Annotated in this window: 20 protein-coding genes, 1 pseudogene and 1 other annotated feature; of the genes and pseudogenes, 11 read left to right on the top strand and 10 right to left on the bottom strand. The window is 62.5% G+C overall.

Going from position 1 to position 26819, the window contains the following annotated elements:
- Positions 1 to 346: 346 nt before the first annotated feature.
- The 3 genes from prfA to HGB41_RS14750 form a co-directional block, all read right to left on the bottom strand.
- The gene (prfA, locus tag HGB41_RS14760; RefSeq protein ID WP_171085657.1) at positions 347 to 1423 is read right to left on the bottom strand and encodes a peptide chain release factor 1; all 1077 of its coding nucleotides are present in this window, start codon (positions 1421 to 1423) and stop codon (positions 347 to 349) included.
- 91 nt (positions 1424 to 1514) lie between these two features.
- Complete coding sequence (hemA, locus tag HGB41_RS14755) at positions 1515 to 2795, bottom strand: glutamyl-tRNA reductase (protein WP_171085655.1); 1281 nt, start codon at positions 2793 to 2795, stop codon at positions 1515 to 1517.
- Positions 2796 to 2880: 85 nt separating this feature from the next.
- A complete protein-coding gene (locus tag HGB41_RS14750) occupies positions 2881 to 3570 on the bottom strand; it encodes a response regulator transcription factor (protein WP_171085653.1) in 690 nt (229 codons plus the stop codon).
- Between the two features lie 186 nt (positions 3571 to 3756).
- Here HGB41_RS14750 and HGB41_RS14745 point away from each other — a divergent pair, with 186 nt between their 5' ends.
- Positions 3757 to 4305, top strand: a complete 549-nt coding sequence (locus HGB41_RS14745) for a hypothetical protein (RefSeq protein WP_212760947.1) — start codon at positions 3757 to 3759, stop codon at positions 4303 to 4305.
- 234 nt (positions 4306 to 4539) lie between these two features.
- Here the strand turns inward: HGB41_RS14745 and minE are convergent, their stop codons facing one another.
- From minE to minC, 3 genes are read right to left on the bottom strand one after another with little or no spacing between them, the layout of a single operon-like run.
- Positions 4540 to 4791, bottom strand: a complete 252-nt coding sequence (gene minE / locus HGB41_RS14740; protein ID WP_171085651.1) for a cell division topological specificity factor MinE — start codon at positions 4789 to 4791, stop codon at positions 4540 to 4542.
- Position 4792: 1 nt separating this feature from the next.
- Positions 4793 to 5608, bottom strand: a complete 816-nt coding sequence (gene minD, locus HGB41_RS14735; protein WP_171085648.1) for a septum site-determining protein MinD — start codon at positions 5606 to 5608, stop codon at positions 4793 to 4795.
- Positions 5609 to 5649: 41 nt separating this feature from the next.
- Positions 5650 to 6459 carry a septum site-determining protein MinC gene (minC, locus tag HGB41_RS14730; RefSeq protein ID WP_171085646.1) on the bottom strand — a complete coding sequence of 270 codons (810 nt, stop codon included), beginning with the start codon at positions 6457 to 6459 and terminating at the stop codon, positions 5650 to 5652.
- Between the two features lie 282 nt (positions 6460 to 6741).
- Here minC and HGB41_RS14725 point away from each other — a divergent pair, with 282 nt between their 5' ends.
- The 7 genes from HGB41_RS14725 to HGB41_RS14695 all read left to right on the top strand — a co-directional run bounded on the left by HGB41_RS14725 (position 6742) and on the right by HGB41_RS14695 (position 14331).
- The gene (locus tag HGB41_RS14725; RefSeq protein ID WP_171085644.1) at positions 6742 to 7920 is read left to right on the top strand and encodes an acetyl-CoA C-acetyltransferase; all 1179 of its coding nucleotides are present in this window, start codon (positions 6742 to 6744) and stop codon (positions 7918 to 7920) included.
- Positions 7921 to 8006: 86 nt separating this feature from the next.
- Positions 8007 to 8747, top strand: coding sequence for an acetoacetyl-CoA reductase (gene phbB / locus HGB41_RS14720; protein WP_171085642.1), 741 nt, complete (start codon positions 8007 to 8009; stop codon positions 8745 to 8747).
- A 171-nt stretch (positions 8748 to 8918) separates the two neighbouring features.
- Positions 8919 to 10238 carry an amino acid deaminase gene (locus HGB41_RS14715; RefSeq protein ID WP_171085640.1) on the top strand — a complete coding sequence of 440 codons (1320 nt, stop codon included), beginning with the start codon at positions 8919 to 8921 and terminating at the stop codon, positions 10236 to 10238.
- Positions 10239 to 10286: 48 nt separating this feature from the next.
- A complete protein-coding gene (gene pip, locus HGB41_RS14710) occupies positions 10287 to 11243 on the top strand; it encodes a prolyl aminopeptidase (RefSeq protein ID WP_171085638.1) in 957 nt (318 codons plus the stop codon).
- Between the two features lie 75 nt (positions 11244 to 11318).
- Entirely contained in the window at positions 11319 to 11765 is a 447-nt protein-coding gene (locus HGB41_RS14705) for a DUF2721 domain-containing protein (RefSeq protein WP_171085636.1), read from the top strand.
- Positions 11766 to 11790: 25 nt separating this feature from the next.
- Entirely contained in the window at positions 11791 to 12243 is a 453-nt protein-coding gene (locus tag HGB41_RS14700; RefSeq protein ID WP_171085634.1) for a hypothetical protein, read from the top strand.
- A 54-nt stretch (positions 12244 to 12297) separates the two neighbouring features.
- Positions 12298 to 14331 (top strand): NADPH-dependent 2,4-dienoyl-CoA reductase, encoded by a 2034-nt coding sequence (locus HGB41_RS14695; protein ID WP_171085725.1) that lies wholly within the window; start codon positions 12298 to 12300, stop codon positions 14329 to 14331.
- Positions 14332 to 14528: 197 nt separating this feature from the next.
- On the opposite strand, the gene HGB41_RS14690 is transcribed toward HGB41_RS14695, so the two are convergent.
- Positions 14529 to 15650 carry a beta-ketoacyl-ACP synthase III gene (locus HGB41_RS14690; protein ID WP_171085631.1) on the bottom strand — a complete coding sequence of 374 codons (1122 nt, stop codon included), beginning with the start codon at positions 15648 to 15650 and terminating at the stop codon, positions 14529 to 14531.
- A gap of 112 nt (positions 15651 to 15762) precedes the next feature.
- On the bottom strand, positions 15763 to 17184 hold the full coding sequence (locus HGB41_RS14685; protein WP_171085629.1) for a S41 family peptidase: 1422 nt from the start codon (positions 17182 to 17184) through the stop codon (positions 15763 to 15765).
- A gap of 740 nt (positions 17185 to 17924) precedes the next feature.
- On the opposite strand from HGB41_RS14685, the gene HGB41_RS14680 reads away from it, so the two are divergent.
- Together HGB41_RS14680 and HGB41_RS14675 are read left to right on the top strand one after the other, a co-directional pair.
- Positions 17925 to 19976 (top strand): M13 family metallopeptidase, encoded by a 2052-nt coding sequence (locus tag HGB41_RS14680; RefSeq protein ID WP_371868523.1) that lies wholly within the window; start codon positions 17925 to 17927, stop codon positions 19974 to 19976.
- Positions 19977 to 20062: 86 nt separating this feature from the next.
- Positions 20063 to 22135, top strand: a complete 2073-nt coding sequence (locus HGB41_RS14675; protein ID WP_171085627.1) for a M13 family metallopeptidase — start codon at positions 20063 to 20065, stop codon at positions 22133 to 22135.
- Positions 22136 to 22228: 93 nt separating this feature from the next.
- Here the strand turns inward: HGB41_RS14675 and HGB41_RS23240 are convergent, their stop codons facing one another.
- Positions 22229 to 23971: a hypothetical protein gene (locus HGB41_RS23240; protein WP_212760946.1), complete on the bottom strand. Its 1743-nt coding sequence runs from the start codon at positions 23969 to 23971 to the stop codon at positions 22229 to 22231.
- 493 nt (positions 23972 to 24464) lie between these two features.
- Positions 24465 to 24907, bottom strand: a pseudogene (locus tag HGB41_RS14660) (transposase); the annotation flags it as partial.
- Positions 24513 to 24629: a sequence feature (AL1L pseudoknot), on the bottom strand. Its footprint overlaps the pseudogene before it by 117 nt.
- 415 nt (positions 24908 to 25322) lie before the next feature.
- Here HGB41_RS14660 and HGB41_RS14655 point away from each other — a divergent pair.
- Positions 25323 to 26222: a galactosyl transferase gene (locus tag HGB41_RS14655; protein ID WP_212760945.1), complete on the top strand. Its 900-nt coding sequence runs from the start codon at positions 25323 to 25325 to the stop codon at positions 26220 to 26222.
- The last annotated feature ends 597 nt before the right edge of the window (positions 26223 to 26819 follow it).

Raw genomic sequence — 26819 nt, 5'->3', positions numbered from 1 at the left:
AACGAGCATCACCGATACTGATCCAAAATCGCTGCACGCGACGCTCGACAAGAGACAACGTGCCCGCCCCTATCGCGTCGATTTACCAGCCGCCATCATCACGCAGGGCACCACGGCAGCGAAGAAAGCATCCGCTCAAAAGCGAGTGTGACTTTTGGAAAACGGACATTTTAACTTTGCTAAAAGCGGACATTTCTACTTTGCTGTTACAGGGTGGGCAGATTCTGCCCACGCGTTCAAATCCCATATGAACAGACACAAGATGGTTGATCACGGGCCGGTTGAACGCGCGGGCGGGAGTGATTCAGGCCAGTGGCCTGAATCACAAACCGCCCACCCTACAACATCAATCCCCCAACGCCGCCAGCAATTCCGCCTGGTGCTCCGCCGCCAGCGCATTGGTCAGGTCGATCAAATCGCCATCCATGATGAAGTCCAGCTTGTACAAGGTCAGGTTGATGCGGTGGTCGGTCAGCCGTCCCTGCGGGAAGTTGTAGGTCCGGATACGCTCGCTGCGGTCGCCCGAGCCGATCAGGCTCTTGCGGGTGGCCGCTTCTTTCGACTGCTGCTCACGCAGCTGCACGTCCTTGATGCGCGCCGCCAGCACTTTCAGCGCCTGCGCCTTGTTCTTGTGCTGGCTGCGGTCGTCCTGGCATTCCACCACGATGCCGGTCGGCAGGTGGGTCAGGCGCACCGCCGAATCGGTCTTGTTGATGTGCTGCCCGCCGGCGCCCGAGGCGCGGTAGGTGTCGATGCGCAGGTCGGCCGGGTTGATGTTCACGTCCTCGACCTCGTCGGCTTCCGGCATCACGGCCACGGTGCAGGCCGAGGTGTGGATGCGGCCTTGCGTCTCGGTGGCCGGCACGCGCTGCACGCGGTGGCCGCCCGATTCGAATTTCAGTTTCGAATACACGCCGTTGCCGATGATGCGCACGATGACTTCGCGGTAGCCGCCCAGGTCCGAACTCGATTCCGACACGACTTCCACCTGCCAGCGGTTGCGTTCCGCGAAGCGCGTGTACATGCGCAGCAGGTCGCCGGCGAACAGCGCCGATTCGTCGCCGCCGGTGCCGGCGCGGATCTCGAGGAAGATGTTGCGCTCGTCGTTGACGTCCTTCGGCAGCAGCATTTTTTGAAGATCGAGCTCCAGCGCGGCCAGGCGCGCCTTGGCTGCTTCGATCTCGTCCTGCGCGAACTCCTTCATCTCCGGGTCCTGCGCCATCTCCTGGGCTGCGGCCATGTCGCCCTGGGCGGCGCCGTACTGGTGGAACAGCTCGACCAGTGGCGCGAGCTCGGCGCGTTCGCGCGTGAGCTTGCGGTAGCTGTCCATGTTGGCGGTGGCGCCTTCGCACATCAGGAGCTCGTCGAGTTCGACGAAGCGGTTGGCCAGTTGCTCCAGCTTGGCCAGCATGGATGGTTTCATGGGAATACTCGGTAAAGTCGGATGAATTCGGAAGCCGCAATGCGGCCGGCACGCGTCTCGTGAAAGACGCACAACGAAGGGGGAAGGGCCGCTAACGGCGGCCGCGGAACAGCTGCGGCAGCAGGGCTGCCAGGCGGGCGCGCTCGTCGCCCTGGGCATGGTGCAGCGCCTGCTGCGGGCCATGCAGGAACTTGGCGGTCAGGCCGCGCGACAGCGCCTCTAGCACCGCTTCGGGATCTTCGCCGCGCGCCAGCAGCTTGCGTGCGCGTTCGAGTTCGGCCAGGCGCAGCGCCTCGCTCGACTCGTGCAGGTCGCGGATCACCGGCACCACGGCGCGGTCGCCGACCCAGTGCATGAAGGACTGGACCCGGGTCTCGATGATGGCTTCGGCCTGCGACACGGCGGCCTGGCGGCTCTCCATGCCCGTTTGCACCACCTGCGCGAGGTCGTCGACGGTGTACAGGAAAACGTCGTCGAGGCGCGCGACTTCGGGTTCGATATCGCGCGGCACGGCCAGGTCGGCCATGAAGACGGGACGGTGGCGGCGCGCCTTGATCGCGCGTTCGACCATGCCCAGGCCCAGCAGCGGCAAAGTAGAGGCGGTGCAGGAGACCACGATGTCGAACTGGTGCAGGCGTTCGGGCAGGTCGGCCAGCAGGATCGCCTCGCCGTTGTAGCGGGTGGCCAGGTCCTGGCCGCGTGCCAATGAACGGTTGGCGATGGTGACCGATTTCGGGTTCTGCGCCGCGAAGTGGGCGGCGCACAGTTCGATCATTTCGCCGGCGCCGATGAACAGCACGTGCTGGTCGGCGATGGAATCAAAAATGCGCTGCGACAGGCGCACCGCGGCAGCTGCCATGGAGACGCTATGGGCGCCGATCTCGGTGGTGCTGCGCACTTCCTTGGCCACCGCGAAGCTGCGCTGGAACAGCTGGTGCAGATAGGTGCCCAGGCCGCCGGCCTGGTCGGCGGTGCGCACGGCATCCTTCATCTGGCCCAGGATCTGCGGCTCGCCCAGCACCATCGAATCGAGCCCGGAGGCGACGCGGAAGGCATGGCGCACCGCGCTGTCGTGCGGCAGCATGTACAGGTGGGGGCGCAGCTCGGAGAAATTGAGGGCGTGGTAATGGGCCAGGAACTGGGCCGAGGCGTCGAGCGGATTGGGCGCGTCGCAGGCCGCGTACATCTCGGTGCGGTTGCAGGTCGACAGGATGGCGGCCTCGTTGCTGGCGCCGCTGCCGCCGCCTTGGCGCGCAAACCAGCCGCGCGCCGCCTGCACTGCCCCGCCGAGCTGCTCAGGCCCGAGCGCCAGCTGCTCGCGGAGCGAGACCGGTGCGGTCGTGTGGTTCAGGCCAACGGCAAGCAGTTGCATGGAGGGACGGGGTGGACGGTATGCGCCCATTATACCCTTGTCCGAGCAGGGTTTCAGCGGCCGCGGGGGGCCGCCATGAGGATGCTCAGGCGCCCAGTTTTTCCAGGCGGTAGCCGTAGCTGTACACCGGCACCAGGCGGAAACCGTTTTCAGGACGCAGGCTCAGCTTGTTGCGCACGCGCGAGACGTGGGTGTCCATGGTGCGCGAAGGCACGTCGGTATCGCGGACCCAGACCGACTCGTGGATGTAGGCGCGCGACAGCGGGCGGCCGATGTTGCGGAAAAACAGCAGCGCCAGCGAGAATTCCTTCTGGGTGACGTCGACCACCGAACCATCCTTGATCAGGCGGCCCGGGCGGGTTTCGAAGATATACGGGCCGAACTGCAGCTGTTCGGCGCTGTTTTGCGACGGGTAGGCGCGGCGCAGCAGGGCCGAGACGCGTGCCACCAGCTCGCCGCGGCGCAGTGGCTTGACCAGGTAGTCGTCGGCGCCGGCAGTCACGCCCGCGATGATGTCGTCCTCGGCATTGTTCGCCACCAGGAAGATGGTCGGGGCATTCGACGCCATCTTTTCCTTGGCGCGGCGCAGCACTTCGGCGCCTTCCATATCCGGGACATTCCAGTCCATGACGAGCATGTCGGCAGTTTCCTTGCGCAACTGTGCCAGGCATTCCCGGGCGCTGTCGAACGCCTGGCAGCTATGGCCGGCAGCGGTCAGCACCTGGCAAATAAGCTCTGCCTGGGCACGGTCTTGTTCCAGAATCGCAATCTTCATGGGTCATTTACTGGTAAGGTTACTGTTGTAGGAAGACTCCTACAAAGTTAAACCGAATATATCAGACTTTCACAAAATAGTGCTATAGGAAAACTAGGAATTTGCAATCGGAACCTTTGTTCTGTTGTGTTAAGGGGATAGCAGGCTCCGCGTTACACTTTGTTCAAACAGTAACCAGGAGGCGATATGTTGTTTCGACGCAAAAACAAGGACATTCTTTCGACGGAAGCGCCATTGGTGCCGGTCAGTGGCATCGGGGTCGAACTGGCGCGCGAGCGCTGCCGCGAGATGGTGCGCAAGCGGGCGATGGTGTCGGCCGGCGTGGCTGCCATTCCCCTGCCGGGCGTGGATATCCTGTCGGACCTGACCACCTTCGCGGTGCTGGTCGAAGAGGTGAACAAGGAGTTCGGGCTCAGCCAGAAGCAGATCGAGCGCCTGAACCCACAGCGGCAAGTGCTGATCTACCGTGCAGCAGCTTCGGTCGGCGGCATGTTGGTGGGTAAATTGGTAACACGCAAGCTGGTGCTGGCTGTGTTCCAGCGCGCCGGCATCCGGATCGCGGCCAAGACAGTGGCCAAGGTGGTGCCGATCGCGGGGCAGGTGGCCTCGGCTGCGATCGGGTTCGCGCTGTTTCGCAAGATGGGCAACCAGCACGTGGAGGCCTGCGCGCAGGTGGCGCGGGAGCTGGAGAGCTTGAACGTGATCGATACGGGGAGTACGGTGGCGCCGATGTGAGCTGCTGGCACACCAGCAACGTGGGTTCCGGCCTTTGCCGGAAGTCGTAGCCGCCAGTGGCGCGTACGACGGTTTCCAGGCCATTAGAGGAACAGCGTTAACGGTCTGTTGACCAATTCTCCAAGAACGTCACCCCGGCGCAGGCCGGGATCCAAGTTCTTATCGCAGCCACAGCCGTCACACCTAAACAAATGCCCGCATCAAACGGGCATTTGTTTATTCAAAACACCGGAATCACGCGTCCGGCAACACCACGTTCACGTCCAGCACTTCCAGGTTGCCCTGGCGGTCGAGCGAGATCTTGATGTCGTCCGCGTTGACCTTGGTGTACTTCGAAATCACCTCGATCAGCTCGCGGTGCAGCGCCGGAAGGAAGTCGGGGCCGGCACGGTTGGTCCGCTCGCGCGCGATGATGATCTGCAGGCGTTCCTTGGCAGCTGTGGCGCTCTTCTTCTTCTCCGGGAACAGGAAATTGAGCAGTGGCATATCACTTGGCTCCAAAGATGCGCTGGAACAGGCCCGGCTTTTCGTAGTTGGTGAAACGCAGCGGACGGTCTTCGCCCAGGAAGCGGGCGATCACGTCCTCGTAGGCGTCGGCCACGTCGGTCCCCTTGAAGTGGATCGCCGGGTTGCCCTGGTTCGAGGCGTGCAGCACCGATTCCGATTCCGGAATGATGCCGATCAGCGGGATGCGCAGGATTTCCTGCACGTCCTGGTAGGACAGCATTTCGTCGGCTTCGACGCGCTTCGGCGAGTAGCGGGTGATCAGGAGGTGCTCCTTGACCGGCTCCGAACCGCTCTGGGCGCGGCGCGACTTGGCCTGGATGATGCCGAGGATGCGGTCCGAATCGCGCACCGACGATACTTCGGGGTTGGTGACGATGATCGCCTCGTCGGCAAAGGTCAGCGCCATCAGGGCGCCGTGCTCGATGCCGGCCGGCGAATCGCAGATAATGAACTCGAAGCCCATCTGGACCAGGTCGTTCAGCACGCGTTCCACGCCTTCTTCGCCCAGTGCATCCTTGTCGCGCGTCTGCGACGCCGGCAGGATGAACAGGTTGTCGGTGTGCTTGTCCTTGATCAGCGCCTGGTTCAGGGTCGCTTCGCCATTGATGACGTTGATCAGGTCGTAGACGACGCGGCGTTCGCAGCCCATGATCAGGTCGAGGTTGCGCAGGCCGACGTCGAAGTCGATGACCACGGTCTTGTGGCCGCGCAGGGCCAGGCCGCTGGAGAAGCTCGCGCTCGAGGTGGTTTTGCCCACTCCGCCCTTGCCGGACGTTACAACAATAATTCGTGCCACAAAAAATCCTTTACAGTATCTAGCAGTATCTAGGCCGGGGGTTACGCGCGCGACGAAGCCGGAGCCAGCGATGATATATCGAGACGGTCGCCGACCAGCCGGATTTGTGCAGGCTGGCGGGTCAGGTCATTGGGGAAACCGTCGTCGAAGGTGCGGTACACGCCCGCGATCGACACCAGTTCCGGCTGCATCGACAGGGCGAAGATGCGCGCCTCCGGATTGCCGGACGCGCCCGCGAGAGCCCGGCCATTCAATGGTGCGTACACATGGATGCTGCCGTCAGCAATAATTTCCGCACCATTGTTGACGACGGCGGTAATGATCAGGTCGCTGCCGCGCGCATAGACACGCTGGCCGGCACGCACCGGGGTGTCGATGATCATGGCCGACACGGGCAGCGGCGCCGCAGCCGGCGCCGGGATCGGTTCCGCCGGCGCCGGGGCAGGCGCTGCAGCGGTTTCCACCACGGGCGCAGCAACCGGGGCTGCGGTCGTTTCCGGCGCACGCACGCCGCTCGAGCCATCGTCCAGCGACAGGCCATGGGCGCGGATTGCGTCTTCCATGCCTGGTGCGGCGCCGCGCACGGCAACCGCGTTCAGGCGGTATTTCTTCAGCAGCGCCACCAGGGCCGGCCAGTCGATGGCCGGGGCCGCGGTGGCGGACCATTCATGCGCAATGGCGGCGACGTCGATTACCGCGAACTCGTCGTCGAAGAAGTCCGCGACCCCGCCGGTCATCTGGTGCAGCGCCCCATCGATCGTGGCCGGATCGGCCGAATGCAGGATCGTCGAAATGGCGACGACCGTGGAGATCTTGATTTCAATGGGCAGCGAGCTTGGGGTTTTGGTCATAAAGCAGTCTGGTTGGCGTTGCGCTCGTGCATTCTACTGTGAAATTTGACCGAAAGGAGAGTTGCGTACACATCATTCCAGTAGGAAACGAACCTTGCTGGGATGTTCAAAAACCACCTGACAACACCGCTAGGGCGCTCGCATCAGGCGGTTGTAATCTGTGGATTAGCTGATAATATTGGTTTTCCTCAAACGTCGTTACAGCACGCACTTTAAGATGCATGGTTTCGCAACCTGCAGTCTCAACAAATCCCCGGCCAGACCGGGACTAGGGAGATCCAAATGGAAGACGTCGTCATCGTGGCCGCCGGCCGCACCGCGGTCGGTAAATTCGGTGGTTCGCTGGCCAAGATCCCTGCGACCGAGCTCGGCGCACAGGTGATTCGCCAGCTGCTGGCCAAGACCGGTATCGATCCCGCCTCGGTCAGCGAGGTCATCATGGGCCAGGTCCTTACCGCCGGCGCCGGCCAGAACCCGGCGCGCCAGGCCGTGATCAAGGGCGGGCTGCCCGACATGGTGCCGGGCATGACCATCAACGCTGTCTGCGGCAGCGGCCTCAAGGCCACCCACCTGGCGGCCCAGGCCATCAAGAGCGGCGACGCCCAGATCGTCATCGCCGGCGGCCAGGAAAACATGTCCGCCTCGCCGCACGTGCTCAACGGCTCGCGCGACGGCTTCCGCATGGGCGACGCCAAGCTGGTCGACACCATGATCGTCGACGGCCTGTGGGACGTCTACAACCAGTACCACATGGGCGTGACCGCCGAGAACGTCGCGCGCAAATACGACGTCTCGCGCGCCGAGCAGGACGACTTCGCGCTGCAGTCGCAGCTCAAGGCCGAAGCTGCCCAAAAAGAAGGCAAATTCAAGGACGAAATCCTGCCGATCGAGATCCCGTCTAAAAAAGGCGCGACCGTCTTCGACACCGACGAATATCCGAAGCACGGCTCGACGCTCGAGGCGCTGTCCGGCCTGCGCCCTGCCTTCAACAAGGAAGGCAGCGTCACCGCCGGTAACGCTTCCGGCCTGAACGACGGCGCCGCCGCTGTCATCATGATGAGCGCTTCGAAAGCCAAAGAACTCGGCTTGAAACCGCTGGCGCGCATCAAGGCCTACGCCTCGGCCGGCCTGGACCCGTCGATCATGGGCATGGGCCCGGTGTCGGCCACCCGCCTGTGCCTGCAGAAGGCCGGCTGGACCCACGAAGACGTCGACCTGATGGAAATCAATGAAGCCTTCGCCGCCCAGGCCATCGCCGTCAACAAGGAAATGGGCTGGGACACCTCGAAGATCAACGTGAACGGCGGCGCGATCGCGCTGGGCCACCCGATCGGCGCCTCCGGTTGCCGCGTGCTGGTCACCTTGCTGCACGAAATGGTGCGCCGCGACGCCAAGCGCGGGCTGGCCAGCCTGTGCATCGGCGGCGGGATGGGCGTGGCGCTGGCGGTCGAGCGCGACTGATTGCAAGACGGAGGGGAGCTGGCAGCCGCGCACGGTTGCCCGGCTCGATGATGAGGTAGTGACTGACAATAAAACTGGAGAAGACAATGGCTAGAGTTGCATTAGTAACGGGTGGCATGGGCGGTCTGGGCGAAGCGGTCTGCATCAAGCTGGCCGCCTTGGGATACCGTGTTGTCACCACCTTTTCGCCAGGTAGCAAGAAGGCGGACACCTGGCTGGGCACGATGCGCGAGCAGGGCTTTGACTTCAAGGCCTATGCCTGCGACGTGTCCGACTACGACTCGGCCCAGGAATGCGTGCGCCAGGTCGAGAAGGACGTCGGCCCGATCGACGTGCTGGTCAACAACGCCGGCATCACGCGCGACATGACTTTCAAGAAGATGGACAAGCCGAACTGGGACCTGGTCATGAAGACTAACCTGGATTCCGTGTTCAACATGACCAAGCCGGTCTGCGACGGCATGGTCGAGCGCGGCTGGGGCCGGATCATCAACATCTCGTCCGTCAACGGCCAGAAGGGCGCCTTCGGCCAGACCAACTATTCGGCCGCCAAGGCCGGCATGCACGGCTTCACCAAGGCCCTGGCCCTGGAAGTGGCGCGCAAGGGCGTGACCGTCAACACCATCTCGCCAGGCTATATCGGCACCAAGATGGTGATGGACATCCCGAGCGAAGTGCTGGAAACCAAGATCATCCCGCAAATCCCGATGGGCCGCCTGGGCAAGCCGGAAGAAGTCGCCGGCCTGGTGGCTTACCTGTCGTCGGACGAAGCAGCATTCGTCACCGGCGCGAACATCGCGATCAACGGCGGGCAGCACATGTCGTAATCGCGGCCGCGTGCCACCGAGAGCACCGCTGCGGCGGTGCTTTTTTTTGCGCCGCCATTCCTGAGGCGCTTGAGCAGCCGAGCTTCGTAGGGTGGGCAGATTCTGCCCACGCGTTCAACCACCGTTAGAATAGCCGTACTGGCATTCCACACCCGTGTAACCGGAAAACCCATGCACACCCTCCCCCGCGACGGCCTCGCCCTCTCCAGCCTCGACGAACAACTCCTCCCACCCGGCACCAAGGGTCTCCCGATCACCGAACCCCTGCGCCAAGGCGCCATCGGCGTCCAGGGCTGGAACGTCCTGCGCGGCGACACCTCCTTCCCCGTCGCCGTGCTCAAGGAATCCGCCCTGCAGCACAACCTCGCGTGGATGAAGAATTTTTGCGAGCGCCACGGCGCCACGCTGGCGCCGCACGGCAAGACCACCATGAGCCCGCAGCTGTTCGGCGCCCAGCTGGCCAATGGCGCCTGGGGCATCACGCTGGCCAGCGCCACCCAGGTGCAGGTGGCGCACCGGTTCAACGTACGCCGCGTGCTGTTGGCCAACCAGCTGGTGGCGCGTGCCGACATCGAAGCCGTGCTGGCCCTGCTGCACGACGATCCCGATTTCGAGTGCTTCGTGCTGGCCGACTCCATCGAGGGCGTGACGCGCCTGTCACAAGCGGTGCAGGCGCGCGGCCTGGCGCGCCCGCTGCCGGTGCTGGTCGAACTGGGCCTGCCTGGGAAGCGCGCCGGCTGCCGCACGCCCCAGGACGCACTGGATGTGGCGCGCGCGATCGCCGGCGCCGATGGCCTCCTGCTTGCCGGCATCGAAGGCTACGAGGGCCTGCTGGTCAGCGACGACTTCGACGCCGACGTGCGCGCCGTGAACGCCTTCCTGGCCGGGCTGGTGGACTTGGTGAACTCGGCCGATGCCGAAGGCTTGTTCGGCAGCGCCGAGATCCTGCTGTCGGCCGGCGGCTCGGCCTATTTCGACCTGGTGGCGCGCGGCTTCGCCGGCGTGGAGGGATTGTCGCGCCCGGTACGCGCCGTGCTGCGCAGCGGCTGCTACCTCACCAGCGACCACGGCTCGTACAAGCGCCTTCTGTCCAGGCTCGATGCGCGCGAGGCCCATGGCGAAGGCCTGCGCCCCGCGCTGGAAGTGTGGAGCACCGTGCAATCGCGTCCCGAGCCTAGCCTGGCCATCCTCACCATGGGCAAGCGCGACGCGTCCTACGACATCGACCTGCCGGTGCCGCTGTTCATGCACCGCCCGGGCAGCGATGACAAACAGCCGACCGCGCTGCCGCCAGGCTGCGCCATCGTCAAGATGAACGACCAGCACGCCTACCTCACACTGCCGGAAGGCGAGGTCCGCGAACAGGTCAAGGTGGGCGACCTGGTCGGCTGCGGCATCTCGCACCCGTGCACGACCTTCGACAAATGGCAGGTGCTGCTGGCGGTCGACGACGCCTACACGGTGACCCAGGCCCTGAACACCTTCTTCTGAAAGGGGGCGTACGCTACAATCGGCACCTAGCCTGCAGAGAGAGCCGCCATGCCCGCCACACCGCCGTCACTGTTCCCCCCGATCCAGCCCATCCGCCACGGCATGCTCGCCGTCGACGAGCTGCACACGATCTATTGGGAAGAAGTCGGCAACCCCAACGGCATCCCGGTGCTGTTCCTGCACGGCGGGCCGGGCGCCGGCCTGTCGCCCCAGCACCGGCGCTTCTTCGACCCGAACGCCTACCGCGTGATCCTGTTCGACCAGCGCGGCGCCGGCAAGTCCACGCCGCTGGGCGAATGGCGCAACAACACCACCCAGCTGCTGATCGACGACATCGAGCGTCTGCGCGCCATGTTCGGGATCCAGCAATGGCTGGTGTTCGGCGGTTCCTGGGGCTCGACCCTGGCGCTGGCCTATGGCCAGGCCCACCCCGAGCGCTGCCTCGGCTTCGTGCTGCGCGGGATCTTCCTGTGCACGAAAGCAGAAGTCGACTGGTTCCTGAACGGCGTCCAGTGGTTCTATCCCGAGCTGTACGAAGAATTCGTGGCGCCGATCCCGGTGGCCGAACGCGGCGACCTGCTCACTGCCTATACCTCGCGCCTGCTGTGCGACGACCCGGAGGTCTACTGGCCGGCAGCGCGCGCCTGGAGCCGCTTCGAAGGACGCCGCGTGTTCCTGCTGCCGCAGCCCGAGGAAGCTTCGTCCGACGCGCTCGACCTGGGCGTCGGCCGGCTCGAATCGCACTACATGCTGCACGGCGCCTTCCTGGAAGAAGACCAGCTGCTGCGCGACATTGGCCGCATCAGCCACCTGCCGGCGGTCATCGTGCAGGGCCGCTACGACGTGATCTGTCCGCCGCTGTCGGCCTGGCGCCTGCACCAGGCTTGGGCCGGCGCGAAGCTGCGCATGGTTCCCGACGGCGGCCATGGCGCGCTGGAGACCGGCATCGCGCGCGCGCTGGTGGGCGCCACGGAGCAGTTCAAGCGCCACGGACGCTTCGATTGACCGCTTTTGGCTGCCCGGGCCGCACCGCGGCTGCTACACTAAGGCCAACTTGACAATCATTTCTCACGTGTTCCCATGAATATCCAGATCAGCGACATCGGCCACGTCATCCAGCTGGCGATCGCGCCGGTCTTCCTGCTGACTGGCGTGGCGACCAAGCTGACGGTCCTGACCAACCGCCTGGCGCGCATCATCGACCGCACCCGCGTGCTCGACGACCAGCTCAAGGAAGGCGCCAACGCGGAATATTCGGCCGAGCGCGAGACGCTCTACACCCGCGCCCACCTGATCAACACCGCCATCACGTCCAGCACTGCCTGCGGCCTCATGGTCTGCCTCGTGATTGCCCTGCTGTTCCTGGGAGATACCACCAATCTGCCGCTCGACCAGTACATCGCCGGCCTGTTCGTGATCGCCATGCTCGGCCTGATCAGCAGCTTCGTCTTTTTCCTGCGCGAGATCTTCATCGCCTCGCGCTTCATGCGCCTGCAGCACACGCTGTCGCTCCAGCAGTCCCGCTAACGCTTTACTCGAACGGTTTTATCTTATGCACGACTACCAACGCCCCCCGACCCTGTACCGCTACGCGCCGCAGGACGAACTCGAAGCCGCGCTGCGCGGCCAGTTCCGCCTCCTGCCCGACGGCGGCTTCCTGGCCCTGTCGTTTTCGACCGCCTGGGACAAGCAGCTGTTCGACGTCTTCAGCCCGGCCGACCGCTGCCTGGTGATCCACAATACCGAGGAATTCGGCGAACGCCTGCACCGCGCGGTACAGCGCACGCTGCCCAACTGGGCCGGCATCGACGGCGAGGTCGCCTACGGCGTGCGCTCGCCGCTCGGCGCCGCCTTCACCAAGAGCCTGGGCCAGTCGCGCGAACAGGAATGGCAGTTCGCCTGGCGCTCGATGTCGCCCGGCGCCAGCCTGAATCCGGTCGTCATCAATATCGGCAACATCGAGCAGTTCGCCGAACTGCGCGAACCCGACAGCCGCCTGTCCTGAGGCGGAAAAGCCGTTTAGTAACATCCCTCCACGAAATCACGGTGTAATGCCGTGATGACGCATCCTACCTATCCACATCTCCTCGCCCCGCTCGACCTCGGCTTCACCACCCTGAAGAACCGCGTGATCATGGGCTCCATGCACACCGGGCTCGAAGACCGCTTCTACAACTACGGCAAGCTCGCCGCCTTCTACGCCGAACGTGCGCGTGGCGGCGCGGGCCTGATCGTCACCGGCGGCATCTCGCCGAACCGCCAGGGCTGGCTGCTGCCTTTCGGCGGCACCCTGAACTTCCTCGGCGACGTGCCCAACCACCGGCGCGTCACGCGCGCGGTGCACGAAGAGGGCGGCAAGATCGTGCTGCAGATCCTGCACGCGGGCCGCTACGGCTACCAGCCCTTCGTGGTGTCGGCCTCCAGCATCAAATCGCCGATCTCGAAATTCAAGCCGAAGGCGCTGGATGCGCGCGGCATCGAGCACACCATCGCTTCCTACGCGCGCTGCGCGAAGCTGGCGAAGATGGCCGGCTATGACGGCGTCGAGGTGATGGGCAGCGAAGGCTATTTGCTGAACCAGTTCCTGTGCGCGCGCACCAACAAGCGCACGGACGAATGGGGCGGTTCGATCGAGAACCGCATGCGCCTCGCGGTCGAGGTGGTGCGCCGCATCCGCGCAGCAAGCGGTCCCGAGTTTATCCTGATGTACCGCCATTCGGTGCTCGACCTGGTCGAAGGCGGCAATACCTGGGACGAAGTGGTGGCGGTGGCCAAGGCTTTGGAGGCGGCCGGCGTGACGATCCTGAACACCGGCTACGGCTGGCACGAGGCGCGCGTTCCCACCATCGTCACCTCGGTGCCGCGCGCGGCATTCGCGCAAGTGGCGGGGCGCCTGCGCCGCGAAGTGAACATTCCTGTGGTGGCTTCCAACCGCATCAACATGCCGGATGATGCCGAAGCGCTGCTGGCGCAGGGCAGCGCCGACATGGTGTCGATGGCGCGCCCCTTCCTGGCCGACGCCGACTGGGTCGCCAAGGCGGCGGGCGGCCGGGTCGACGAGATCAATACCTGCATCGCCTGCAACCAGGCCTGCCTCGACCACACCTTTCAAAACAAGCGCGCCAGCTGCCTGGTGAATCCGCGCGCCTGCCACGAGACCGAACTGGTGTTCCGCAAATCCGCGCGCCCGCGCCGCGTCGCCGTGGTTGGCGCCGGCCCGGCCGGCCTGTCGGCCGCCACCGTCGCCGCCGAATGCGGGCACCGTGTCACGCTGTTCGACGCACTCGGCCATATCGGCGGCCAGTTCAACGTCGCGATGCGCGTGCCGGGCAAGGAGGAATTCGCCGAGACCATCCGCTACTTCGGGCGCAAGCTGGAATTGACTGGCGTGGATGTGCGCCTGGGCGAACGCGTCACGCGCGAAGCATTGCTGGCCGAGGGCTATGACGACGTGATCGTCGCCACCGGCATCGTCACGCGCAAGCCGAAGATCGAGGGGATCGACCACCCGAAGGTCCTGAGCTATCTTGACGTGCTGCGCGACGGCCAGCCGGTGGGCCGGAAGGTGGCGATCATCGGCGCCGGCGGTATCGGTTTCGACATGGGCGAGTTCCTGGTACACGACCCGAGCGTGCCGCTGCCGGTGCCGGCCGGGCACTGGATGGCGGAGTGGGGCGTCGATCCGGCATCCAACGAGCCGGGCGGCCTGGCGCCGCAGGTAGCACCGCATCCGCCGCGCCAGGTCTGGCTCCTGCAGCGCAAGACCACGCGTCCCGGCGCAGGCCTGGGCAAGACTTCGGGCTGGGTGCATCGCGCCACCCTGGTGCGCAACGGCGTGCAGATGCTGGCCGGGGTGCAGTACGACCGCATCGACGACGCGGGCCTGCACATCACGGTCGGCGGCGAGCAGCGCCTGCTGGAGGTAGACAACGTGGTGATCTGCGCGGGGCAGGAAAGCCTGGCGGAGCTGATGCCGGCCGAAGGGACTACCGGCGGGCCGCGCTTCCACAAGATCGGTGGGGCGGCGCTGGCGGCGGAGCTGGATGCGAAGCGGGCAATACGGGAGGGGGCGGAATTGGCTGCGCGGCTTTGATGTTGCCGGTGCCGGCTGTTCACTAAACTTGGGTCTCGGCCTTTGCGGGACGATTGCGAATTTGTAGGGTGGGCGGGTCTCCCGCCCACGCGGTGATAGTTGGCGGGTGATGAGCCGCGCCGATTGTTTTAACGTGATTTGAACGCGTGGGCAGAATCTGCCCACCCTACGGTTCGTGGCAGATCCGACGCGAACGATTACTTTTTGCGCACTACCACACACCCGATCGAATACCCCGCCCCGAACGAGCAGATCACGCCGTTGGCGCCGCTCGGCATGTCGTCCTGGTACTTGTGGAAGGCGATGATCGAGCCCGCCGACGAGGTGTTGGCATAGGTATCGAGGATCACCGGCGCCTCGTTTGGCTCGGCGTCGCGCCCCAGCAGGGTGCGGGCGATCAGCAAATTCATGTTCAGGTTCGCCTGGTGCAGCCAGTAGCGCGAGACGTCCTTGATCTCCAGGCCGGCGTTCTTCACCGTGTCGGTGATCATCTCGGCGGCCATCGGGCAGACTTCCTTGAACACCTTGCGGCCCTGCTGGCGGAACAGCTTGTCCGGCGCGCCGATGCCGGCTTCGTCGAAGCGGTTCATGAAACCGAAGTTGTTGCGGATGTTGTTCGAGAACTTGGTCTTGAGTTTCGTGTCCAGGATCTCGAACTGGTAGCGGCTGGTGGCCGTTTCCGCCGCTTCGATGACGACCGCGGTGCAGGCATCGCCGAAAATGAAATGGCTGTCGCGGTCGCGGAAGTTCAGGTGGCCGCTGGTGATTTCCGGGTTCAGCATCAGGACGGCGCGAGCGCGGCCGCTCTGCACCGCGTCGACCGCGGTGGCGATGCCGAAGGTGGCCGACGAGCAGGCCACGTTCATGTCGAAGCCGAAGCCCTCGATGCCGAGCGCTTCCTGCACCTCGACTGCCATGGCCGGATAGGGACGCTGCATGTTGCTGCAGGCGACCAGCACCATGTCGATGTCGGACGGCTGTTTGCCCGCACGGTCCAGCGCTTCACGCGCAGCCGCCACGCACATCTCGGCCTGCAGCGAGACCTGGTCGTCGGCGCGCTCGGGGATACGGGCGGTCATGCGCGCCGGGTCGAGGATGCCTTCCTTTTCCATCACGTAGCGCGACTTGATGCCGGACGCCTTTTCGATGAAGCCGCTGCTCGACGCTTCGAGCGCGGTCACCTCGCCGGCAGCGATCGCCGCGGCGTTTTCCTGGTTGAACAGCTCGACATAGGCGTTATAGGCCGTCACCAGCTCGTCGTTCGAGATGGAAAACGGTGGCGTAAACAGGCCGGTGCCGCTGATGACGACAGGTTTCATGGTGGGGACTTTCAAAGAAAATAACAGGCGTTACCTGGGAGATGCGGCGATTCTACACGCTCGCGCCGGGCCTGGGAATTGGCTGGCCCGACAACAAAGACGCCCGCTGCGTTCAGCGCGCGTGCTGGGCCAGGGTGGCGCCGCCGGCCCGGCGCGACAGCTGGACCTTCTGGCCTTTCAGGTGGCGTAGCGCTTGCGCCAGCTGGAAGTCGCTGGCGCTGCCGTAATCGAGCGGCTTGCGCTGGCGCGCCTCGGCCAGCAGCCGCATCTGCTCTTCGATATCGTCTTCGCGGGTCGCGGCCTCTTTGTCGCGGTCGTTCGACAGGTGGCGCTCGAGGTCGGCCTCGCGCATGCGCAGCGCGTTCAGGCCGTCGCCATCAAGGGTTTCGTCGACCGGGAGGTCGGGCAGGATGCCGCGCGCCTGGATCGAGCGCCCCGCCGGGGTGTAGTAGCGCGCAGTGGTCAGCTTGACCGCGGCATCGTGGCCGATCGGGCGGATGGTCTGGACCGAGCCCTTGCCGAAGGTCTGGCTGCCAAGGATGGTCGCGCGCTTGTAGTCCTGCAGCGCGCCGGCCACGATTTCGGAGGCCGAGGCGGAGCCGGTATTGACCAGCACGACCATCGGCAGGGTTTTAAAAGTCTCGGGCAGGTTCGAGAGCGGATCGCCCCCGCTGCGCAGCATGTAGAACTCGGGCCGGCCATAGAAGCGCTGGCGCGAATCGGCCAGCTGGCCATTGGTCGAGACGATTTCGGCGTCTTTCGGCAAGAAGGCGGCGGCCACGCCGATAGCGCCCTGCAGCAGGCCGCCGGGATCGTTGCGCAAATCGAGCACGATACCTTTCAGGTCCGGGTCCTGGCGGTACAGCGCCTGCAGCTTGGCGGCCATGTCGTCCACGGTCGGTTCCTGGAATTGCGAGATACGCAACCAGGCATAGCCCGGTTCGACCATTTTTGCCTTGACGCTTTTCTGGACGATTTCGCTGCGCGCGATGGTGAAGCGCAGCGGGGCAGGGGCGTCCTTGCGCGCGATGGTGAGCGTGACCCGGGTGCCCGGTTCGCCGCGCATGCGCTTGATCGCTTCGTCGATCGGCAGGCCCTGCACCGGATGGCCGTCGATCTGGGTAATCAGGTCGCCTTCCTTGATGCCGGCGCGCCAGGCGGGGGAGTCTTCGATGGGGGCGACGATCTCCACGAAACCCTCGTCGCTTTCGGAAATCTCGATGCCGAGGCCGACGAAGCGGCCCTCGGTGCCTTCGCGCAGCTCGCGGTAGGCGCGCGGGTCGAGGTAGGCGGAATGCGGATCGAGCGAGGCGACCATGCCGGAAATGGCTTGCGACAGCAGCGCCTTGTCTTCGACCGGCTCGACATAGGTGGACTTGATGACGCCATAGACGTCGGCCAGCTGGCGCAGCTCGGCCAGCGGCATGCCGGCGTCGACCGGCTTCTGGGCCAGGGCGGAGAACTGCATGGTAAGGGCGACCCCGGTGATGGCGCCGAGGCCGACGAGACAGGAATTCTTGAAAGTGGAGCCCATGGTTCACCCGGTGTGGCCGCATACGGCCGTCGCGCATGAGATAGCGCCAGTCCAGTATAAACCTGAAATTTGGAGGCTGCCCTGAACCTGGCCAAACTTCGAAGCAATACATATGCGTGGCCTGCCTTGAGGCTTCCCTGTTACGACATCTTTAGCTTGGTAAGCAATTGTAAGAGTCTAAGCGAGCGCGAGGGGTGCGTCCTATAGTCAATCTCAGTTTTTCTCTCTCTCCACTTTTTTGAAGTGGTCTTGCCCGCGGCCCCCTCCGCGGGCTTTTTTGTGTCCCTCGCTTCCTGCGCTCCCCCTGTTGCATGCCATGAATTTGCCTTTCGCTAGCGTGTTGTTGTGGCGTACCAACACATGCATACGCGATAACACCCGTCTTGCATGTATCGAAAAGTAAAAAAGCACTGCTGGGCGTTGCCGCCTCATGCGCACGGGCTAGAATGGAGATGGCCCCTGCCGTCCTGGACGGTGGGAGCACTACCGGGATAAGCCCCTAAGTAAAACAATAAAGACGCATGAAGAGACTCGTATCGATCGCCTGCTGGCGACGCCCGCCCAACCGGGCCCGACGGCGCGTTTCATGACCCTGCCCGCAGTCTTTACCTCGACCCAGGCGCGCACCTACGCGACTGTCGGTGTGCGCCTGGAGCTCAAGCTCCGATGACGCACGTTTTGAAGAACGGCCACAAGCCGCTCATTTTCCAGCAACCTTCCCAGCAACTGAGGACACCCCCGTGAAGCGACTCCTTTTGAGCACCCTGACCCTGTCGATGATGGCGGCTTTCGCCCATGCGGCGGATCCTGCCCCAGCCAAGCCGTCCGGCGCGCCGATCTCGGGCATCGACACGCAGTTTATCGACACCAGCGTGCGCCCGCAGGACGACTTCTTCACCCACCTGAACGGCAAATGGCTGAAGACCACCGAGATCCCGAGCGACAAGGCCAGCTGGGGCACCTTCATGAAGCTGCGCGACGACACCACGCCGCAGATCAAGGCCATCATCGAGGCCGCGCAGGCCGACAAGACCGCCAAGGCCGGGTCTGAAACCCAGAAGATCGGCGACCTGTACGCCAGCTACATGGACGAAGCGCGCCGCGAAGCGCTCGGCACCAAGCCTTTGAGTAGCGAACTGCAGAAAATCCGTTCGCTCAAGGACAAAAAGGGCCTGCCGAAGCTGGTGGCGCACCTGTCGAAGATCGGCGTATCGACCCCGTACGGCATTTATGTCAACCAGGACATGCGCAAGTCGACCGAGCATGCCGTGTACATCTCGCAGAGCGGCCTTGGCATGCCTGACCGCGACTACTACCTGAAGCAGGACGACGCCAAGCTGGCCGAAGTGCGCGCCAAATACCTGAAGCACGTCGAGCAGACCCTGGCGCTTGCCGGCGAGAAGAACGCCGCGGAGCAGGCCAAGGACATCGTCGATTTCGAGACCGAGCTGGCCAAGGTGCAGTGGACCCGCGTCGAGAACCGCGACCCGGTCAAGCGCTACAACAAGATGACCGTGGCCGAGCTGGGCAAGCTGGCGCCGGGCTATGACTGGAACGCAGCCCTGGCCGCGGCTGGCGCGGGCAACAAGGTCGACACCATTATCGTCAACCAGCCGAGCTATTTCACCGGCCTGAACGAGGTGCTGGCCAAGACCGAGCTGTCGACCCTGAAGTCCTATTTCGAATGGCAGCTGCTGCGCGAATTCTCGCCGGTCCTGTCGAAGGCCTTCGTGGCGCAGAGCTTCTCGTTCTACGGTACCGCGCTGTCGGGCGTGAGCGAGCAGGCGCCGTTGTGGAAGCGCGGCGTGGGCACGGTCGAAAGCTCGCTGGGCGAAGCGCTCGGCAAGCTGTACGTGAAGGAGCATTTCCCGGCCGAGCGCAAGGCGCGCATGGAAGAACTGGTGAAGAACCTGATCATCGCCTATGGCCAGTCGATCGACAACCTGGAGTGGATGAGCCCGGACACCAAGAAGGAAGCCCGCGCCAAGCTGGCCAAGTTCACGCCGAAGATCGGCTACCCGGACAAGTGGCGCGATTATTCGAAGCTGAGCATCAAGCGTGACGACCTGGTCGGCAACGCGATGCGCACCGCGACCTTCCGCTACAACTACCAGCTGAACAAGCTGGGCAAGCCGGTCGACCGCACCGAATGGGGCATGACGCCGCAAACCGTCAACGCCTACTACCGCAGCACCACCAACGAGATCGTGTTCCCGGCCGCGATCCTGCAGCCGCCGTTCTTCGACATGCGCGCCGACGATGCGGTGAATTACGGCGGCATCGGCGCCGTAATCGGCCACGAAATCGGCCACGGCTTCGACGACAAGGGCAGCCAGTCGGACGGCGACGGCAACCTGCGCGACTGGTGGAGCGAAGCGGACCGCGTCGCCTTCAAGGCCCGCACCGACAAGCTGGTCAAGCAGTTCAACGGCTTCTCGCCGCTGCCGGGCTATAACGTGAACGGCGAACTGACCCTGGGCGAGAACATCGGCGACAACGCCGGCCTGTCGATCGCCTACAAGGCCTACAAGATCTCGCTGAACGGCAAACCGGCCCCGGTGCTCGACGGCCTGACCGGCGACCAGCGCTTCTTCATGGGCTTCGGCCAGGTGTGGCGCTCGAAGATGCGCGAAGCCCAGCAGATCAACCAGGTCAAGACCGATCCGCACTCGCCGGGCCAGTTCCGCGCCAACGGCACCGTGATGAACATGCCGGAGTTCTACGAGGCCTTCGGCGTGAAACCGGGCGACAAGATGTACCTGGCGCCGCAAGATCGCGTGATCATCTGGTAATCTCGCAATAGCAAGCACAATCTGGACGGGTCGGCGCAAGCCGGCCCGTTCAGCATGACGACAATAGAAAACACACGGAGAGACGCATGAAACGACATTTGCTCAGCGCTGCGGCGCTGGTCCTGGTGGCCTCGATGGCCCAGGCCGAAACCGGCGCCGGCGCTGCAGCCAGCGCCAAGAGCGGCGCCAAGGCGGCCGCGCTATCGTCTGGCATCGCGCTGGAATACGTGGAACCTGCGGTGCGCCCGCAGGACGACTTCTTCCAGCACCTGAACGGCAAATGGCTCAAGACGGTCGAGATCCCGGCCGACAAGTCGACCTGGGGCGCCTTCCACCAGCTGCGCGACGATACCCTGCCGCAACTGCGCGCGATCATCGAACGGGCCGCCGCCGACAAGAACGCGGCCGCCGGTTCGGAAACCCGCAAGATCGGCGACTTCTACGCCAGCTACATGGATGAAGCGCGCCTGGAGCAACTGGGCATCTCGCCCCTGAACGGCGAACTGGGCAAGATTGCCGCCCTGAAGGACAAATCCGAGCTGCCGGCAGCCTTTGCCCGCCTCGGCCGCCTCGGCGTGACCGTGCCCTTCGTGTTTTACATCCACCAGGATGCCAAGGATTCGACCAAGTACGTGGCCGACCTGTACCAGGCCGGCCTGGGCATGCCGGACCGTGACTACTACCTGAAGGGCGACGACGCCAAGCTGGCTGACATCCGCGCCAAATACCAGCAGCACGTCGAAAAGCTGCTGACCATGGCCGGCAACAAGAACGCTGCCGCCGACTCCAAGGCGGTCGTCGACCTGGAAACCGAACTGGCCAAGGTCCAGTGGACCAAGGTCGAGAACCGCGACCCGGTCAAGACCTATAACAAGGTCGAGCTGGCCAAGCTGGCCGAGCTGGCGCCCGGCTATGACTGGAACGCCTGGCTGGATGCGGCCGGGCTAAAGGGCAAGGCGTCCTACCTGATCGTGAGCCAGCCGAGCTACCTGAAGGGCTTCGCCGAAGTCCTGAACCGCGTGCCGCTCGAGACCTGGAAGACCTACCTGCAACTGCATACCGTGAACGGTTATGCCGGCTTCCTGTCGAAAGCCTTCGTCGACCAGCGCTTTGCCTTCAACGGCACCGTCCTGTCCGGCATTCCGCAGCTCGAACCGCGCTGGAAGCGCGCGGTATCGACCCTGGAAACGGGCGTGGGCGAAGCAGTCGGCAAGCTGTACGTGAAAGAGCACTTTCCGGCCGAGCGCAAGGCGCGCATGGAAACCCTGGTGAAGAACCTGCTGGCGGCATACAAGGACTCGATTAATACCCTCGACTGGATGAGCCCGGCGACCAAGAAGGAAGCCCAGGCCAAGCTGGCCAAGTTCACCCCGAAGATCGGCTACCCGAACAAGTGGAAGGATTACTCGGCGCTGAGCGTCAAGCGCGATGACCTGGTCGGCAACGTGATGCGTTCGCGCGAAGTGGAATACAACCGCGAGATCAACAAGCTGGGTAAACCGATCGACCGCGACGAATGGGGCATGACGCCGCAGACCATCAACGCCTACTACAACCCGGAACTGAACGAGATCGTGTTCCCGGCGGCGATCCTGCAGCCGCCGTTCTTCGATGCGAAGGCCGATGACGCGGTCAACTACGGCGGCATCGGCGCGGTGATCGGCCACGAGATCAGCCACGGCTTCGACGACCAGGGTTCGCAGTACGACGGTGACGGCAACATGCGCAACTGGTGGACCGCCGAAGACGGCAAGCGCTTCGCCGAAAAGACCAAGGTGCTGGTCAGCCAGTACGCCGGCTACAGCCCGCTGCCTGGCTATAACGTCAACGGCGAACTGACCCTGGGCGAGAACATCGGCGACAACTCGGGCCTGGCGATTGCCTACAAGGCCTACAAGCTCTCGCTCAAGGGCAAGAAGGCGCCGGTCATCAACGGCTTGACAGGCGACCAGCGCTTCTACATGGGCTGGGGCCAGGTGTGGCGCACCAAGATGCGCGAGCCGGCGCAGATCGCCCAGATCAAGACCGACCCGCACTCGCCGGGCCAGTACCGCGCCAACGGCACGCTGAAGAACCAGCCGGGCTTTTACGAGGCGTTCGGCGTCAAGCCGGGGGACAAGATGTACCTGGCGCCGAAGGATCGTGTGATTATCTGGTAGGCAGATAGGTTTGCGCAGGCGTTAAAAAGGGGCCGCGATGAAGATCGCGGCCCCTTTTCTATTGGTGGCGCCGGTATGGCGCTGCGCTGCTGATTAACGTACGAGGCTGGAGTAGCTGCACGATTTTGTCATGCCGAGCTTCGGGTCGCCAAAGACGGCATTGGAGCATGCAACCGAACCGGTCACGATCTTTGTTGCAAAACTGCCGGCAACACCGTAGCGTACTTCACGTGTACCCGGCACGACACAGGTGCCGAATTCACCGGCGCAATGGGTCCAGGTTGCCGTCGTTGGCGTTGGCGAAGGTACTGGCGCAGGTGCCGGAGCTGGAGCTGGAGCCGGGGTTGTGGTCGTCGGCGTCACGGTCGTGTTGCCGTAGCTGCAGCTCTTCACGGAGCCTGGAGCCGGATCACCGAACACGGTATTGGTGCAGATCGTCGGACCAGTCAGGGTCTTGGTGACATACTTCGTCGCCGTGCCGTAGCGGACCTGGCGGGTGCCAGTGAACGAACAGGTGCTCCATTCGGCAGCGCAGGTGGTCCAGCCAGTTGGGGTTGGCGCAGGTGCGGGCGCCGGTGCTGGTGCAGGCGTTGGCGCAGGAGCCGGCGAAGGGGTTGGTGCCGGGGTTGGTGTTGGTAGGGTAGTAACCGCAGCCGCTTCGTACGCGCCGATATCGAGCAAGCCTGACACCGGGCGGGTTTCACCCGATGCCGAATGCTTGTACTGCGCAACTGCTGCCAAGGAGAAGCCCGAGGTTGCATTGCCCGGCGCCGAACCGGCATTGATGACCAACGCGCTTGCCGTCGGACGCAAATCGTACGCTGCACGGTTGACGAAGCCCGGCGCGGTGGCACGGTAGTTGGTCTTTTCAATTGCGCCAACCTGGTTCGTCAAGGTACCAATACCGGCGAAGATATTGTTTTGCAACAAAATTTTCTTGGTAACGCCGGAGCCGACCATCACAAAATTGCCGCGCGAGCTGTCATCGTTCAGGAATGTATTGTTGACGACATACAGGTCGTGACCAGGGTTGCTCGCACCTTCGGCGCCATAGGCGACCAGGTTCGGGTTGTCGTGCGCGGCCGGCTGCTGGATAACGTTACCGATGATGTAGGAAGTGCCTGCATTTGGCAGGTCGATCTCGTAGCTCGGCCGACCGGTAGCAGTTGTGCCCGTCTGGCCAGGCGCCGTGCTAGAGAAGCGGCTGTAGACAATGGTGTTGACGCGTGCGCGCGACTTCAGGTTGTGGCCGATGACGGCGTCATGTGAGAAGTTGTAGCGGAAGGTCAGGCTGCCGACGTTGCCGATGTATAGGTTGTGGGTCTGGCCAGTGCCATTGCCGTTGTGACCGAACTCGCTATATTCAATCAAGATGTTGCTGGCAGTATTAGCACCGGTCAGAATACCGTTCTCGTTATCATGGAGGAAAGCGTTGCGCAGAGTGAAGTTCGTCCCTTCTAGACGCAAGGCAGCGCCGTTCCGGTCGGGAACCTTCGCACCGAACATCTCGACATTATCGATGGTGATGTTCTGGCCGCTCACGACCCAAGTGCCCTTGCCAAGCGCATTCATGCCGTTGGCGTTAATTTTTGGACGACCGTTAACGCCGCGGATTGTCAATTTGTTCGCGTAAATACCGCAGACGTCACCGGTATAGGTTTGATTTCCCTGGATCTCGACAAGGTCGCCTTCCTTAGCGACTGCGAAAGCTTTGCACGGCGTGGCATAGGTCTTACCAGTGCCAACCGACAACGTCGCAGCCGAAGCCGGAATGGCCGATAAGATACCTGCAAGAACGATGGTGGTTTGCAGAACAGAACGGGAAGATTGGCGCATCACGATACCTCTGGTCAGAATAACAAAGTTTGTGTCTGAAAGAAATTTCCTGCGACACATTTCTGGCCAGCATATATGATGCCGTGCGTAAAATCACGTAACCAATTGTAACAATAAGGGATTCAAGCAAATTTTTACAAAATCTGAGTTGGCCGTTCTACTGCGATCTGTGCGTCATCGTGATCTCTTCTACGGAATATCAAGAATAAAGTGCTAGGTATAGGTACACCGCTGGCGAAGTTTATTTTTTACAAACTGTCAAAACTGTTCTATAAGTCGCGCTCTACGTTCAGCGGCATCGATCCTCGTTAAAGACATGCAGAAGAGCTGGAGGAGGAAGCCGGTCTCGAAAGGATGTACGTCGAGGAGCGTCTCAAGGCTGGATCGCGGCAGACATGCTCACAAAAAATGGTTATCGCCATCTCAGCGACGTGAGGTGGCGCATGTGAATCGCCGGCTTTTGTGGAGGCCGGATAGTGTGAGTCAGGCCGGAACGCCTTGACGGGTTGTGCTGTGCCGCCGCGTTGCGCCAGTAGCCCGACGGCGCGACCTGCATCACCTTGCAGATCGGCTCGACACCTTCGGCATGACGGTACCGATCGATGAACGCTCTCACGGCTTGAAGTGGCGGGCGAGCTCCGCCTGGGCGAAAAAAGCACTCGCAAGGCGCAGGATCTCGTTAGCCTTGCGCAGCTCGCGAACTTCTCGCTCGAGCGCCTTGACGCGTTCTTCTTCGGCAGTGATTGGTCCTGGACGCTGGCCGGTATTACGTTCCTGCTGGCGTACCCAGCGACGCAGCGTCTCCGGAGAGCAGCCGATCTTGGCGGCGATCGACGTGATCGCCGCCCACTGGGACCCATACTGGCTGCCAGCTTCGCTGACCATGCGCACGGCGCTCTCGATGACTTCAGGGGAGTACTTGGGTTGCTTTTTCATAGCTCCATTTTCTCAAAGAATGGCCTCTACCAAACCCGGGGCAATTCACATGTGCGGTAACGGAGCAGCCAACCATAGTCAAACTGACGTGTGAGGCACAGAAGCCCGAAGTGAGTCCGGAGCGCCGAAAGGCCCACGAAAGACAGTCCATTCATTCAAACACCGGCGGTCGCGGAGCCAAAAATTGCATTCAGGAATGCGCGGCGACCTCGTCGAAAGAATCTCGACTATGCGGCGAAATCGTTAGCTGATCAGTACTTCTTTAGGCAGAAGAGCTACCCGCACGAATCCATTTGTGTCACCGCATTTTACGGGGTTTGCATTCCGTGGCGGAAACGTATCAGTTTCATAAATGTGTTTACATTCGGAAAGCCCATCGTTAATCTGACAAGTACAAAAATTATTAAAATTCATCATGCAGCCTACCCTTACCTTTGTCATCCCTGTCCGCCATCCGTCCAATGCTCGAGATTGGAAAGAATTAAAAAGCAATCTTGCAATAACGCTGCGGTCGATTAGTAATCAAGCGGAAATTGGCTGGAGCGCAATTTTGGTAGCCAATCGAGGCTCCGATCTACCGGCATTGCCACCGGGTGTGCGTGTCAAGTGGGTAGATTTTCCGCCCAACCCGCTGCATGAACAGGGATTGGCGCACAAAGAGCAATTTCTTGAAGCAGTTAGGCTGGACAAGGGCCGTCGTATCCTTGCAGGCATGCTTGATGCAAGTGCGACCGACTATTTCATGGTCACTGACGACGATGATTTAGTCAGCAGTAGATTGACCGGTTTCGTTAAAACGAACCGTGGTCAAAACGGCTGGTTCGTCCGTCATGGTTATATATGGAGTCCGGGTAGCCGCCTGCTTTACCGCCATCCTGACTTTTCAATGGTATGTGGGACGTCGCATATCGTACGCGCTGATCTGTTCGAACTTCCGCAGAGTATAGAGGAGGCGAGTGACGAGTATATTAAGCAAATGCTTGGTAGTCATATATTTATCACCAAACATCTGAAAGAACATCAGACGCCGTTATTACCCTTGCCCTTTGTTGGAGCGGTTTATCGCACTGGCCATGTGGGTGCTCACAGTCGTTCAAAGGACATATTTTCGACCTATCTCATGGATGCGTGGCTTTTGAAGAGCCCTGGCGAATTGTCGCGTCGTATTTCCCGCCTGCGCATTTTGGGGCAAGGCATTCGTCATGAATTTTTTGGCCCCTATGCGACAGCCGCTCATGCACAACGTTCCCTTTCGGAGAGCAACGAAATGGTACTTGACGACGACATTTTGCAAGCGAGCGACAACAACGCCTGACAAGCTGCCTGACTTCACGTAACTGCACGTTTCAGCATGATGACACTTGAAAGAATTGCAGGCGTGCGGGCGCCTTGCCGCAAACCACATTGCGTCAGTGTAAACCCTCCTACTAGGGGCCACTGCCGGCACGGCGTATTGCGTTCCATGACTGATGGTTAAGATCGCTACCAGAACACTCTGGCTGACCGAATTAAAGGTACCTTGAACCTAGCTCTTGACTGCACTACCTTAAAGTCGGTACCACGCAGCAGTCTTGGTGCGCCAGTCCGTACGCATCGATAACATGAGGAGCCGCATACGGCGTTGAAATACAAAACGCCCGATATAGTTCATTGCGCATCATTAATCTTGGATTCAAAAGGAACGAAAGAGGACGTAACTTTCAACCTATCCCAGGATGAGACACTAGGAAGTTACAGTGTTTCGTGTAGTAAGTTCCTGCTCACATGGACACGGACGAGATACAGCGCTCGTGGGCCCAAACCTCCAGACATAGCTCTTCTGCACTGTGGTCTTATCAAAGTGTTGATTCGTAGGCCCTGATGTCTAGCGCCCCCACTTTCGAGCGGCGCGCCCGCGGCTGGGGTGATACAC

Source organism: Telluria aromaticivorans, from assembly GCF_013003915.1.
GTDB lineage: Bacteria > Pseudomonadota > Gammaproteobacteria > Burkholderiales > Burkholderiaceae_D > Telluria > Telluria aromaticivorans.
The sequence above is the reverse complement of the archived record's forward strand: the minus strand, read 5'-3'. Positions and strand labels throughout refer to the sequence as shown.